Below are 13,795 nucleotides of genomic sequence, written 5' to 3' on the forward strand. Positions count from 1 at the left end.
GGCAGACGTTCGATAATTGGTCATTGTCAGACATCACAGGCACTGACTGAGCTAAAAGCCGTAATCGCTGCCTAGCGCCTCGGCCAAATCGCAATCGTCTTTTTCACGCTGCTTTGCACGGCGCTGCTCCTGGAGATGGTGATCGTGCAGCGTTAAGACCACACTGACAAGCGTTGGGCGGGAGGCCCGAGATCCCGCATGGCCTGGTGCAACCCAATACCAGTCTCAACTTTGCCTGTAGCCTTGCCGCATTGACCAGACCAAACCGATCTCGGTATCGCCGCGATATACTAAGTAGGCGGTCTTTATGCGTTCCCGCCTCCTTGAAGAAATACGACCATTGAAGAAAGGTCCGTATCGGTCTGGATCGCGAGTTTGACCGGCTGAGAGGGGCTCGCCGTCAACAAACGGATGTTGGAACCGCATAAACTACTCCTTACCTATCCAATGCTCAGTGGGCCCCCACTACGCATTCTATGGCAGTCCATGGTCTTCGCTTTGAAAAACTTAGTGAAAGCTCTGCATGAGCATAGCGAGCGATGGCTCAAATATGCATTTGGCGTGTTGATAGCGCTTTTCGTCTCCGCGCTAAGAGGCACTGACCGCTGTCTGGGGAGCAACCGCACCAGAATTCTAAGGTAAACGGCAACAAAACCCATCAAGCTATCGAACTGTCAACTGACCTGCCTCTCTCTGGACTCTCTCCTTAATACAATATGTGTTTTTGCTTTCGGTCGCTCCGTGCACCACCTCCGCGCGAAATCGCGCTGATATGGATGGTTTTTGTGCATTTCGAGACAACAGTAAATTCAGACGAACTTCGCTAAACAAATCGGGCTGGTTGCGCGCACACGTCAGTCGTTCTCTTCCGCACCCGGTTCGAAATCGTCCCATTCGTGTTCGAACGGCTCATCCGTGACGTTATCGCAAACCTCTTCCTCCAGCAGCGGGCCATCGATTTCGACGTACTCCTCCGGCTCTTCCCTGTCGCCTTGCTCCACCTTCCCGAACGCCGCGTCTTCGACGACGAACTCGTCCCATTCTACTTCTCGCGAGGCATCGATGGCTGCAAAGCCGTTCGCGTGCGTTTGCAGCCAGGCGTCGAGACGTTTTGACAAGCCCGCGGCATCGGTGTCCGGCATGTAACCGGGATAGCGCCAATGGATGTCCATGTAAAAAGTGGCCAGCAGTTGCATTGTGGCTGCCACTGAAGACGGTGAAGTGCTCACCTCACCCATGGCATCGACGCAAAAGAGTGGCCAGCCTTGGGATGGCAGGGCTGAAAAATGCCCCAGAGGCTTGTGGACGATTGCCGTTCTGAGATTGCCCATGGTTGAAAGGGATTTACCGTTGGTCAGCGAGGCCTGAAACATAGGTTGCCATTTGAGCACCTGCACATGGTGTGAGAGGACATCCAACAGCTCAAGGCTCGGCCAGTCACTATCACCGCGACGGAGGAGAACGACTTTATTGTTGCCAGCGAGTGCGGATGCGAGCGCAAGCGACAGTTCGGCCGCCGCCATGCTATCGGGATCATCTATAATTATGATCGCTTGCGAAATCATCCGCTCACTCAAGTCTTTGATTTCGACCAGCGCCGACCTTGGCGCGGGGTGGCCGGCAGGCGTCGCAATCGTGACAGGAATAATGCCGGCGCGATTGGCAATGCCGGCAATGTCCTGTGCCAACAGTTCAGCCCTGCTTTGCGCCTCAACAATTACCACATCGCTGCCGGCGAAGAGCTTCTCGAGCACCGTTCGCGTAGCACTGCTGAACTCCTTGCGAACGTGGTAGCTCACATCCAGCTTACAGCTTGAGCGCTCGCTCAACATAAGAGCGCGGCCAAGCGCCGCGAGTTCGGATTGAACGAGGTGGACCCCGGCAAACCACTCTACGTCGCTGTCAGCAATATCGAGTTCGACGCAAAGCCCCAGCCCGATCGTGGCTTCAACAAGCTCCTTGGCATGATCGGGCAAGACATACCTAGCGTAAAAAGTTTCGAGCTCGACGCGTGTAAACGGCGCTTTGAAACAAGCGACCGCGCCATCGAAGCATTCGACCACCTCGCGGTTTTCCTGCTCCCGCGTCGTGTTGACCAGGAGCGCGCGACCATCAATCTGCGGATCGTCAGTGCGCTTGGATCTGCGCCAACGTCGAACCGCCGTTATGGGTACAGGGCGCAGGGCGATCGGCGGGTTCGGGGTGACGCGCAGGGTCGAGCCTGCCCGCTCAAATGCCTGGTTCTGAAAGAGATGCCACAACCGCCCCCAATTTCGGCCATAGGCAATTCCGTTCCGGTTGATCGGATCAAGCGTCGTATAGCGCTTTTTCGCAGCACCTTGGGGCGTGAGCTGACGGGGCGACACCAGCACATGGCAGTGCAAATTGGCGCTGGCCATTGCCATGATGCGGGCGAACTCATCTGTATCGCCGTCTTGGTCCAACAGGTCTTCGCTATGCAGGTTCTTTGCGGCGTCATGCGGGGTATGCACAGCCAAAGTGGCGGCTAATCCATGCTTTTCGACGATGACCTGACGCACGAACTGTTCAGCGAGAGTGCAGCTTCCTTGCAGCTCAAATTCTGCCGGCATCGGCAAAGACAAGAGTAGCTCGAAGCCCAGCACCGCCTTTGGCAGAGTGCTCGCGGTTTCCATGAGTTCCCACAAGCGGTAGACATCGTCACCAAGGTTTTCGCAGCCGAGCGGCAGCACCGTGCTGGTGTAAAAACCATCCTGCCTATCGGAATAGTCGAACATCTCGCCGGTCCGCTGCGAAACCAGCTGGGTGCGGGTGAGATAGGCCAAGCGCTGGATGGTTGAGTGACCAAGCGAGCGCTGGATTTGTGTTACTCGTGCAAAAGCTATCGCCATAGAAATGCGCCCCTATACGGACAGTGCGAACCCCATTCACATTTCTCAGCAAGTATCAAAAAAACTATCTTCAGTATTTTATTCGAAAAACGTGCGTCGCGGGGCTGTGCCTTGCCAGGATCCGCACGATCCTCAAATCGCGGACGACGGATGCACCGATCGTCCAGGCACTTAGCGACGAAAGGACATCGCAATGTCGGATCACTTTAATACTGCCTCAGAAACGGTAGCAGAACAACTCAAGACGTTCACCGAGGTGCAGCGCCAGCTGCAGCAAACACGCCTCACCGCCGCTCAGTCACCGGCTGACCGTGCACTAGTGCTTGAGCAGAAACGCGCCAAGCTCAGCCTCTCATCAATCAAAGACGAGATCGCTCTGACGGGCACTCTTGCTCAGATAGCTAAGGAAATCGACTTGGCGACCTGCGTCCTTGACACATCTGAATTGCGCGGCGCCTTGCTGACGATCATGGATAACGCCAGCGACATAGCCGCGGTGGCCGCTTTCCGAACTCGCGATGAGAAGTTCAAGGCAGACAAACGCCCGGTTAAATTTGGTGTTCGCGCCTTTCTGGCCGTGGCGCACCCCAGTGCCGAGCTGATCGAGCAGACTAAGGCGCTTCGCTTCCGCGAGGATCGCTTGGCTGGCGGCTTTGGCGGTCGCGCCGACCTCGATACACTTGTGACGCTGGGACGTGATTTTAACTGCACGGTCCGCGTCAAAAGCGGAAAAGACACGATCGACCTTGTGCGCGATGGAACGGTCGATGAAGCAACGCTCAAAATGCTCGCTTCTCAATATGTCACGGAAAATCCGACGACACCGCCATCAGCGGAGGCAACGGGGTCAAAGAATATGGCGGCCGAGAGCGGTTTGCTCAACCGTGACGCAATCGACGGGGCATCGGCGCCAGAAGAAGCGGAAAAGCGCGTGTCGTTCAATCTTTCCAAACAGCACGGATCACGTTCCCCCGGTCGCCACGGCATGGCAAACGCGGCTGCGTCGATGAGCCGCTCGCTCCCAGGCAAGCAGCACGAAAAGACCGACGACACTGCTTGAGCAGGAGCTGAACTTCGACAAGAGCTTGAGCCAGGATCGGGCGGGCACATGTGTCCTGCCCCATCCATTCTTTAAGTAGGCTTGGATCGGCCTTTCACGTGGCGCCCGGCAACACTCAAGCGAAGTTGTGATCGATATCGATCCGTGCCATGGGCGACAAAGGGGCATGAGGCAGGTTGGGAATGAGGCGCCGCATGGGTCTGATACCCCGAGGAATGTCCAAAAAGGATTGTTGTGCGACACGCAGTGTGGAACCCTGCGTTTGGATGGGGTGCGCCATCTTCCTTTCCGCACGTGAGAGACGCCGCGCAGCGGCGCACGCACTCCTTCATCCTTTCATGCGAAGATTGCATGGTGCCCATGCAAAATTGCGGCAATGTCAATATTCCTGAACGGTTGAAGGGATTTGCTTACCCTTTGCTCGCTAACCATCTGCCCCGACTAACAAATGACCGGGTTCTCGTTCGCTGCAATTGCGTGTAACTGTGACTTGTCTGTGGGAGCATTGGCTTCATGACGACTTGCGGCCTCGACGGCACGCGGGTCAATGATCTGAAACGTGTTTTGAGGTTATTGCATGAGTTCGGGCAAGGTTGCGCTGATTACCGGTATCACGGGCCAGGACGGCTCCTATCTCGCCGAGCTGCTGCTTGAGAAGGGCTATGAGGTCCACGGCATCAAGCGTCGGGCCTCGCTTATCAACACCCAGCGCGTCGACCACATCTACGAGGATCCGCACTCCAAGAACGGCCGATTCAAGCTCCATTACGGTGATCTCTCGGACACCTCGAACCTCACCCGCCTCATGCGCGATATCGAACCGGACGAGGTCTATAACCTCGGCGCTCAGTCGCATGTGGCGGTCAGCTTCGAGGCGCCCGAATATACCGCAGATGTCGACGCGATCGGCACCTTGCGCCTGCTTGAGGCCATCCGCTTCCTCGGGCTCGAGAAGAAGTCCCGGTTCTACCAAGCTTCGACCTCGGAACTCTTCGGCCTCGTCCAGGAGACCCCGCAGCGCGAGACGACACCCTTCTATCCGCGCTCGCCCTATGCCGTGGCCAAGATGTACGCCTACTGGATCACGGTGAACTATCGCGAATCCTACGGTATCTATGCCTGCAACGGCATTCTCTTCAACCACGAGTCGCCGCGCCGCGGCGAAACCTTCGTGACGCGCAAGATCACCCGTGGCCTCTCCAATATCGCCATGGGGCTCGAAGCCTGTCTCTATATGGGCAATATCGACGCGCTGCGCGACTGGGGCCATGCCAAGGACTATGTGCGTATGCAGTGGATGATGCTGCAGCAGGATAAACCGGAGGATTTCGTCATCGCGACGGGTGTACAGTATTCCGTGCGCGAGTTCATCCAGTGGACAGCCAGGGAACTCGGCATCACGCTCGAATTCTCGGGGTCCGGCGTCGACGAGATCGCGACGGTAGCGGCAATCGAGGGCGACCTGGCCCCTGCCCTCAAGGTCTGCGACGTGATCGTGCGTATCGATCCGCGCTATTTCCGTCCTGCAGAAGTAGAGACCCTCTTGGGCGATCCGAGCAAGGCCAAACAGAAGCTTGGCTGGACCCCTGAAATCACCGCCCAGGAGATGTGTGCGGAAATGGTGCGCGAAGACCACAAGGCCGCGCGGCGTCACGCCCTGCTCAAGCAGCACGGTCTCGATCTTCCTGTGAGCGTGGAATAGCGGAATGACCTTCGATCTGACCAATAAGTGTGTTTATGTCGCCGGACATCGCGGGATGGTGGGAAGCGCCGTCGTGCGCCGACTTGCTTCGGAAGGCTGCGAGGTGATCACCGCCGATCGCGACGTCGTCGACCTCAAGCGCCAGGCCGAGGTCGAGGCCTTCATGCGTGATGCAAAGCCGGATGCCATCGTCATGGCAGCGGCAAAGGTCGGCGGCATTCTTGCCAATGACACCTATCCGGCCGATTTTCTTTACGATAATCTCATCATCGAGGCGAACATCACCCAATCGGCTTTCCAGAACGGCGTCCAAAAGATGCTGTTCCTGGGTTCGAGCTGCATCTATCCCAAAATGGCCGAGCAGCCGATCACCGAGGATGCCCTGCTGACCGGGCCGCTCGAGCCGACTAACGAATGGTACGCCATCGCCAAGATCGCCGGCATTAAGCTCGCCCAAGCCTATCGCAAGCAGCATGGCTGCGACTTCATCTCCGCCATGCCGACCAATCTCTACGGGCCGGGCGACAATTTCGAACTGAACTCAAGCCATGTGATGCCGGCCCTGATCCGCAAGGCCCATGAGGCGAAATTGCGTGGCGATGACAGTATTACCGTTTGGGGCACGGGCGCACCGCGGCGCGAATTCCTCCATGCCGACGATTGCGCCGATGCGCTGGTGTTTCTGTTGAAGACATATTCAGGAGATGAGCACGTAAACGTAGGATCGAGCCAGGATGTAACAATTATCGAGCTAACTGAGCTCGTTTGCGAGATAGTGGGCTTCGGTGGCACCATTGTTCATGATCTTTCCAAGCCAGATGGAGCTCCCCGGAAGCTCATGAGCGCGGAGCGCATCCATAGTCTTGGCTGGTCCCCGACGATCGAGCTACGTGAAGGGATCTCAGCTACCTATCAGTGGTTCCGTAAGAACCATGCAGCTGTGGAGCGTAGGGAGCAGTGAGGATCCTTATAGTCGGCCTAAACTACTCTCCTGAGAAAGTGGGGATTGCAGTATACACCACGGGCCTCGCAGAGTACCTTGTTGCGGAGGGGAACGAAGTTAAAGTAGTGGCGGGAAATCCCTACTACCCTTCGTGGCAACCTATCGATGGCTTCAAAGCAGGACGCTACTCACATCAGGTAAAGAATGGTGTTAAAGTCACTTGGGTGCCACATTATATTCCTAGAAACCCGACTGGAGGAAAGCGTTTACTGCATCACATCAGTTTTGCTTTATCCAGTTTGCTTCCAGCCATAAAGGAAGCTTTATCATGGAAGCCACATATCGTCATCACGATTGCTCCTTCGCTAATTGCTGCTCCTGTTGCCCGCTTGGCGGCCCTCATCTGCGGTGCAAAGTCTTGGCTTCACTTGCAGGACTTTGAAGTCGAAGCTGCTTTTGCGACGAACTTACTCACTGGTGGTGGTGTGGTCAAAGGAGTTGCCCTTTATTTTGAACGAATCATACTTTGTATGTTTCATTCGGTATCAACCATATCACCGCAGATGTGCCTTAGGCTTATCGCTAAGGGCATTCCTAGTACTCAGATCAGCGAGTTTCGCAACTGGGCCGACCTTGAGGGCATCAAACCTGCGGAGCATTTCTCTACGTTCCGGCGACGATGGGCGATCTTAACGCCGTATGTCGCACTCTATTCCGGCAACATCGGCAATAAGCAGGGCGTCGAACTCATCGTGGAAGCTGCCAGAAATCTGCAGCATCGTGACGACTTGACCTTCGTTGTCTGCGGAGAAGGTCCTCGTCGGAAAGAAATGGAGATGAGGGCCGCCGACCTTAAAAATATCCAATTTCACGACCTACAGCCAAGAGAGCAACTAAACGATCTGCTGGCACTTGCAACTATCCACCTAATGCCGCAGACGGCGGGAGCTGCCGATTTGCTACTTCCATCGAAACTGACAAACATGCTCGCTTCAGGACGGCCAATAGTGACGACGGCCGAGAAGAACACGAGCTTAGCTGTCGAAGTTGAGGGATGTGGTATCACTGTGCCCCCTTCGAGCCCGAGCAAATTCGCAGGGGCCATCGAAGAACTCCTCACGAATACTGACCTCTATGAAAGGGCGTCGCGAGCCAGTCGGCAAAGAGCGGAGCAGAACTGGGACGCGCAGGTTATCCTGGGCGAACTCCATAGAAAGCTACATCATACTGTAGAGGGCGTTAGACCCGAGCACTTGGATGTTGGCCGTGAGTGAAGGTAGGATGCCCTCTGATCTTAACGGCACAGCGAGAAGTCCTAGGCGGACGGAGCACGGGCTCGTAGTCCATACTTTCATCGCAACTCTGGTGATCTCTGTTGTAATTCTGTTTATCTCTATCGGTGAATCATACCAAGGAGAGTACAGCAACCCAATCCTTTTGATTTCCGTGTGCTTAATTCTCTGGCTTGCGGCTCTGATCCGGGACGTAATGTCTCCCTCGGGGCGGCCAGTCTCTACCCTAGTTTCAATCTACATGGTTTCATTCTTTCTTGTTCCTGGTCTTCTTCATTTGGATCAGAAGAGATTCCCTTTCTTCAATGCGAACTATAGTGTACCTATTCTTGAAAAGTCAGCAATGGTGGTCTTTTTATTCTCCATATTTTATCTGATTGGCGCCAACGTAAATTTTGGCCAACGAGGTGCAGTCAGTCGCGGAGAGAACTTTCTGGGCTATCGGCCGCCGCGTATGCCGCTCTTGATATTACTGAGTGCCGCCCTAGCCGTGACAGCCGGCGCGTTGTTCGGTTTCGACCGACTTCATACTACTCGAGGTGAGTTTTCACACGTATTTGCGGAGCTTTCGGCTACTGATCTGATACAGCAATCCGTTGCAAGAATATGTGGATTTTTGACATTTTTATACGCAACTATAAACATACGAAGCAGGCGGAATATTGCCAGCGCCTCTGTACTTCTATTTTCCATTTTAGTATTTCTAGCTACTAATAATATACTTTCGCTGCCCCGATACATCGTAGCTGGGTACATTATCAGTACGGTTGTAGTCCATTTTCGCCTGACGCCAAAAAGCAAAGCCTTGGGGGTTGTCGTGTTAATGGTTGGGCAGATCACCTTGTTTCCTATCCTGAGCGAGCTAGCCCGCGGCGATATCGCGGCGTATTTCAATAGGTCTCAATTCGATTACCTCGCGACGAGTGGGGATTTCGACGGCTTCCAATCGACAACCAGTGTTGTGCAAATGGTAGAAGGAACTGGCGTCAAATCCGGATTGCAGCTGCTTTCGGCACTTCTCTTTTTCGTTCCTCGGGAGCTCTTCCCTGAAAAGAGTGTCGGAACGGGCGGAGAGGCCGCGCAATACGCCAGCTTTCCGTTTATAAATCTCTCTGCACCAATCCCGTCAGAGCTATACGTTGATTTTGGCACTTGGGGGCTGGTGGTGCTAAGCCTTGTTTTCGGCACTGCAGTGCAGATGCTCGATAGATCATACGACAGGGTTGCCAATGTTCCTGGGCATATAGCGAGAATAGTGCCGGCCTTAGTCGCCGGGTTCGCGATCATAGTAATGCGGGGCTCACTGGTAGGGGTAATCGGTCCTTTGGTCATGTCCGTAGTCTACGCTCATTTTGCTCAACACATTGTTCGCGACGAAGGTCCCTACAAAGGCATCACAAGATGAGCATGGAAGCGATATTTTTAGAGTTAGACCGCCTGCAAAAGACATCTGTACGTCCCTGGTTAGTTGTCAGGCAGCTGCCGATTGGCCTCGGCGGGCAAATTACTACTCGGATGTGCGGCCTGCTGCTAGCGCTGGCCACAGCCCGCAAAGCAGTATTTATTGAGGCCGCCGATCCCCCATATCTACAAACGTTCGAACCTATGACGCACTTCTGCAACGGTGCCGACGTCCTTGAAGTAGGGCCGCTTGTCAGTCTTGCACGCACTCAGAACAGTGAGCCGGTTGTAGTTTTTGACCCCCTCCAGATGTTTGATGAAGCTACTCATTCAAGAGACGTGCAGGCTCGGCTGATTTGCGACCGCCTGAGCATCGAGCAAATCTCCTCAAACGTTTTGGAAGGTGCTGTATTGGAATGGATGGACCAAATTCCTGAAGTGACGGCATACGTCGCCCAGCAAAAAGAACGTTTGTCAGTTTCGGAAAATACCCTGGGTGTCCATTACCGGAGGGGCGACAAAAAAGTTGAGTCGGCTTTCGTTCCGGCTGAAGAAATAAACGCGCGTATTTCGCGACTACACCAAAAATGGTCCTTTGATGCGGTCTACCTTGCCAGTGATACTGCATCAGCACCGCATGATATCTCGTTACCAATGGGTGTTGACCTCATATTTGATGAAGAAGAGGTCAGATACAACAATGCCAATCATAAAATGCTTATGCGAAGGCCGGAGCTAGCCAAGCAAGAAACATTGAGTGCATACAAGAATATCGCAATGCTCTCCTTGTGCGGTGGAGTGATCGGGCAAAGTAACGCACATTTCGCGAGGATCGCTGGTTCTGCCATTTGTTTTCGGACGGGCCGTACCGATCGGGTCGACCTGATTGACGGTTGGATCGCTGAAAAGCGCTCGCCCGCCCTAAGAGCATACTACTCAGGTTTTCGAACTGTGAGAAATCTGGGCAGAAAAGTGTTCTCGAACTTCTCCACCAGAGCGCGATTCGAAAAGGACCTTCAAAAGCGCATTCGCGATGAAGGTGGGCCCGACTAAGTTGCGAAACCTCCTTTTTGCGCGGTCCATTCTATTTGGCTCGTTTACCAAACTCGGGGGGGCCCTTGTGGTGGTTCTGGGACTTCCTTTGATCGCTAACGCGCTCCCGCTTCAGGAATACTCTCAGTTTCTAATTGCTATGAGTGCCTCCTCGTTTATGACAATTCTTTACGGTGCTGTCGGTAGAGTAGTAGTGCGAGACCTGAGTTCGGTGCTTTCATCAGGCGGAAGTGCGGATGTGAGTAAAACTCGAGCAGAAGCGTTAGGCATCTACATTTTCACGACAGTGGTTGTTTTCGTTATATCGGCTGTCCTTGTGCTGATATCCGGATCAAGCAGCACTCGCTGGCTTCTGACGGTTGTGCTCATACTTACGATGGCGTATGGATTTTTTCAGCAGGCAGAAGTTCTCCGGGTTGCAAGTAGGACTGATCACGTTTCAAGTCTGTGGATGTTACTGGCTAACATATTCCTATTCCTTGCTATACTGTTCGTCCCGTACAACACCGCCCTCGGGGTATCTTTTGTATATTTCGGCGTCCCGGCAATTTTTCAAATAGCAGCGGCAGTCCACCTTGTCATCTCCTTAAGGAGTATTGAGCGACCCCGATTCAAATTAAAATCTTTGATGGCGCAGCTTATATCCAGCTTAGATTTTTTGGTATATTCTGTTGCTGATTATCTAAAGATTTTCTTGTCCGGAATTCTTCTCGGTATTGCGTCCGGTGAGGTGGATTACGCCAAGTACACGACTATTGTCCTTGTCGTAGCCCGGCTAGTGAACCCTTTGTCATTGATTACCAGACCTCTTCTTCCAGCATACATCGACGCCAGAGCCGCTGGTGACACCCAATGGATACGGTCTGCACGGACATGGTGCACGCTCCTCCTGGGCGGAGGGGGAGCTGCCATTTTGATCCTCCCTATTCTTCACAACGCAGGTGTGCTGAATCTTGTTCTTCAGCGCGAGGCTGATGCTATTACTCTTGTAGAGGTGATTTCGTTTTCAGTTTTCCTATGTTCCCACGCCGGTATAGCGCTCGTTTCCCCTTTCTTCTTCGCGACCCGAAGAATGACGCGGGCACTAGCTCATACGAGCCTGCTGGCGGTTACAGTGTCGCTTTTGCTCGGCTACTGTCTGGCTCTTCATTTTGGAGCAGCGGGTATGTTGTTTGCCACCGCACTAGGATCCTTGGCGATCGTCTTGATGGCCTCGTATTACTTGTACACTGAGGTGCTAGTTTGCTGAAAGGAAATGCGCATTGGATTATGAGACAGCGCGCGTCGGGCGCTCCTCTAATCGTTTTTCTCTGGGAGAACTTCGGTCCAATGCACTTGGACCGGCTAGCTGCAGTTCAACAGAGCTCGCCGATGTCGCGTGTAGTGGGTTTGGAGTTGAACGCCAGTAGCGACGTATATTCTTGGGAAAGGAGAAATCCAGATGAGCCGTTGTGTATTTTCACAGCTTGCGACAAGAAGCAAGGAATAATCGGGACAGTATTCGCGCTATTTAGATTACGCCTGAGACTAGGGCGCGGTTCTTATTTTCTTTGCCACTACGAGAATCCGGTCGTGTTTATCTTTGCTTGGATTCTAAGATTGTCGCGTTGCGATGTCATAACGATGGGCGATTCGAAGTTTGATGACTACAAGAGGGTCTTATGGCGGGAGGTGCTGAAAACTTTTATGTACTTACCCTATACAGGGGCTTTTGCTGCAGCGAGACGGTCCAAAGAGTATTATCAGTTTCTTGGCTTCCGTGCAGCTAGGGTATCAGCGGGATATGACTCGTTATCCATTCAAAGAATAAAAGCAGCAGCGAAGGAACTCCCTGTTGAGGAAGAGGTTCCCTTCGAACATCGGTCCTTCATTGTTGTGGCCCGGCTTGTACCAAAAAAAAATCTGAACACGCTCTTGGACGCTTACGTTCTGTACCGAAATGCGAACGTAGACCCGAGAAAACTGCACATTTTCGGTGATGGGCCACTCGAGCGAGAGCTCCGTGAGCATGCAAACAGTCTGGGGATAGGTCAGGATGTAGTGTTCCACGGATTCGTGCAAGCTGCTGAAGTTTGCAAGCAGCTCAATAGATCTCTAGCGCTCCTTCTGCCAAGTATTGAGGAGCAGTTTGGTCTTGTCGTGATCGAGGCTCAAGCTTTGGGTGTGCCAGTGGTGGTCTCCGACAACTGCGGGGCTCGGGATGAGTTGGTGCGTTCAGGTGTCAACGGCTTCGTCGTGGAGGCCCAAAACCCGAAGGGACTGGCGTTTTTCATGGGCATGTTGTCGAACGACGAAGAACTTTGGAGTGAAATGGTGCGCTCCTCGGCTGCTTTCGCCATGCGCGGTGACGTCGTTAAATTTGTTGAGGGTGTGCAACATCACCTGTCCTTGGATGGAGAGAAATGATGAAATTGGTCAAGGCAAAGTGGTATGCACGCCGCCTGATTTCGTATGTGGGGCGGCCTCGTTTGATCATTCAAGAGAAGCCGGTGTTGATGGATAGTTCGAAGAGATGTGAAAGCCCTATATTCTTGGCAGGGCTCCACCGGTCAGGAACTACTTTAGTTAGGAGGATGTTCAACTCTCACCCAAACATCGCTTGTCCCCCCGAAAGTTATTTTTTCTCCAATTTTTCTTTGATAGGGGAGGATGAACTGGCAAGGAAAGGATTTGAGGGCTTCGGCCTGAACAGCGAAGAGATCTGGAACTACTTGGGCAGGTGTGCAAGCCAGCTCCACGAGGCCTACCGCCTAATGAATGGTAAGGAGCGTTGGGCCGACAAGACACCTCAGTATGTTGATCGATTGGAGTCCATCGACAAAATGTTTGGTGCCCGTGCGAACTACGTTTTCATTATTAGACATCCATATGACATCGCCTTTTCGATTGAGAGTAGAGGGTGGAGGCTAGTTGAGCATGAGAGTATTTTCGAAGGTGCCTTAGCCTACGTGGCGGAGAAGTTAGAGAAGCTACTTAGATTTGAGCTGGAGGTAGGTGAGCGCGGGACACGCCTGGTGTATGAGGAGCTAACGGCGGACCCGCAGAAGGCGCTCACGGCAGCGTTACATGCAATCGGAGAGCAGTATTCTGATGAGATGTTACGCTTTCACGAGAAGTCACACAACTACGGCGTGGAGGACCCAGTAGTCCGAGGCACGAAGGCGGTCAACCCAAGTCATGAGAATTGGAAGGCTTGGGATAGTACCAAGTGTGCTAGAGCGCGCGTAGTTCTCGGAGAGCTCGCCGAGAAGCTGAATTACAGATTTTGATGACAGTGTTTTTGTTGCGCTGCTTTCTCGACCTGCCGTATGAATGTGAGGTTACCTGTTGATCAGCACTATAGGGTTCATCGGGCCATTTCCACCGCCTGTGCACGGCCAGTCTTGGGCCACCGAGAGTCTGGCCAACGAACTAGAAAATGCGGGTGTGACACTTGAACGTTACAACCTATCAACTTCGAGAAGTGTTGGTTGG

Annotated in this window: 10 protein-coding genes; 9 read left to right on the plus strand and 1 reads right to left on the minus strand. The window is 53.5% G+C overall.

All coding sequences use genetic code 11. The features are described from left to right. Nucleotides 1-854: 854 nt before the first annotated feature. Nucleotides 855-2,870 carry a MobA/MobL family protein gene (locus KD146_RS07465; RefSeq protein WP_212658077.1) on the minus strand — a complete coding sequence of 672 codons (2,016 nt, stop codon included), beginning with the start codon at nt 2,868-2,870 and terminating at the stop codon, nt 855-857. Nucleotides 2,871-3,063: 193 nt separating this feature from the next. Here KD146_RS07465 and KD146_RS07470 point away from each other — a divergent pair, with 193 nt between their 5' ends. The 9 genes from KD146_RS07470 to KD146_RS07510 all read left to right on the plus strand — a co-directional run bounded on the left by KD146_RS07470 (nt 3,064) and on the right by KD146_RS07510 (nt 13,590). Beyond that, nucleotides 3,064-3,930, plus strand: coding sequence for a hypothetical protein (locus KD146_RS07470; protein ID WP_212658078.1), 867 nt, complete (start codon nt 3,064-3,066; stop codon nt 3,928-3,930). Between the two features lie 577 nt (nt 3,931-4,507). Beyond that, complete coding sequence (gene gmd / locus KD146_RS07475; RefSeq protein ID WP_212658079.1) at nt 4,508-5,632, plus strand: GDP-mannose 4,6-dehydratase; 1,125 nt, start codon at nt 4,508-4,510, stop codon at nt 5,630-5,632. Nucleotides 5,633-5,636: 4 nt separating this feature from the next. Then, nucleotides 5,637-6,593, plus strand: coding sequence for a GDP-L-fucose synthase (fcl, locus tag KD146_RS07480; protein ID WP_282558796.1), 957 nt, complete (start codon nt 5,637-5,639; stop codon nt 6,591-6,593). Beyond that, nucleotides 6,590-7,849: a WcaI family glycosyltransferase gene (locus tag KD146_RS07485; protein ID WP_212658080.1), complete on the plus strand. Its 1,260-nt coding sequence runs from the start codon at nt 6,590-6,592 to the stop codon at nt 7,847-7,849. The genes fcl and KD146_RS07485 overlap by 4 nt, the downstream gene beginning before the upstream one ends. A gap of 91 nt (nt 7,850-7,940) precedes the next feature. Continuing rightward, nucleotides 7,941-9,272 carry a hypothetical protein gene (locus tag KD146_RS07490; protein ID WP_212658081.1) on the plus strand — a complete coding sequence of 444 codons (1,332 nt, stop codon included), beginning with the start codon at nt 7,941-7,943 and terminating at the stop codon, nt 9,270-9,272. After that, a complete protein-coding gene (locus tag KD146_RS07495; protein WP_212658082.1) occupies nt 9,269-10,321 on the plus strand; it encodes an O-fucosyltransferase family protein in 1,053 nt (350 codons plus the stop codon). The genes KD146_RS07490 and KD146_RS07495 overlap by 4 nt, the downstream gene beginning before the upstream one ends. A gap of 238 nt (nt 10,322-10,559) precedes the next feature. Beyond that, a complete protein-coding gene (locus KD146_RS07500; protein WP_212658083.1) occupies nt 10,560-11,570 on the plus strand; it encodes an MATE family efflux transporter in 1,011 nt (336 codons plus the stop codon). Nucleotides 11,571-11,893: 323 nt separating this feature from the next. Next, nucleotides 11,894-12,727 carry a glycosyltransferase gene (locus KD146_RS07505; protein WP_212658084.1) on the plus strand — a complete coding sequence of 278 codons (834 nt, stop codon included), beginning with the start codon at nt 11,894-11,896 and terminating at the stop codon, nt 12,725-12,727. Then, nucleotides 12,727-13,590 (plus strand): sulfotransferase family protein, encoded by an 864-nt coding sequence (locus KD146_RS07510; protein WP_212658085.1) that lies wholly within the window; start codon nt 12,727-12,729, stop codon nt 13,588-13,590. Before KD146_RS07505 ends, KD146_RS07510 begins: the two co-directional genes overlap by 1 nt. Nucleotides 13,591-13,795: the final 205 nt, after the last annotated feature.

Origin of the sequence: Devosia litorisediminis (genome assembly GCF_018334155.1) — a bacterium.
Lineage (GTDB): Bacteria > Pseudomonadota > Alphaproteobacteria > Rhizobiales > Devosiaceae > Devosia > Devosia litorisediminis.

Excerpts from the sequence above, each read along its gene's own strand:
- KD146_RS07495 (WP_212658082.1), top strand. The coding sequence starts at position 9,269 with ATGAGCATGGAAGCGATATTTTTAGAGTTAGACCGCCTGCAAAAGACA.
- KD146_RS07465 (WP_212658077.1), bottom strand. The coding sequence starts at position 2,870 with ATGGCGATAGCTTTTGCACGAGTAACACAAATCCAGCGCTCGCTTGGT.
- gmd (WP_212658079.1), top strand. The coding sequence starts at position 4,508 with ATGAGTTCGGGCAAGGTTGCGCTGATTACCGGTATCACGGGCCAGGAC.
- KD146_RS07510 (WP_212658085.1), top strand. The coding sequence starts at position 12,727 with ATGAAATTGGTCAAGGCAAAGTGGTATGCACGCCGCCTGATTTCGTAT.
- KD146_RS07470 (WP_212658078.1), top strand. The coding sequence starts at position 3,064 with ATGTCGGATCACTTTAATACTGCCTCAGAAACGGTAGCAGAACAACTC.
- fcl (WP_282558796.1), top strand. The coding sequence starts at position 5,637 with ATGACCTTCGATCTGACCAATAAGTGTGTTTATGTCGCCGGACATCGC.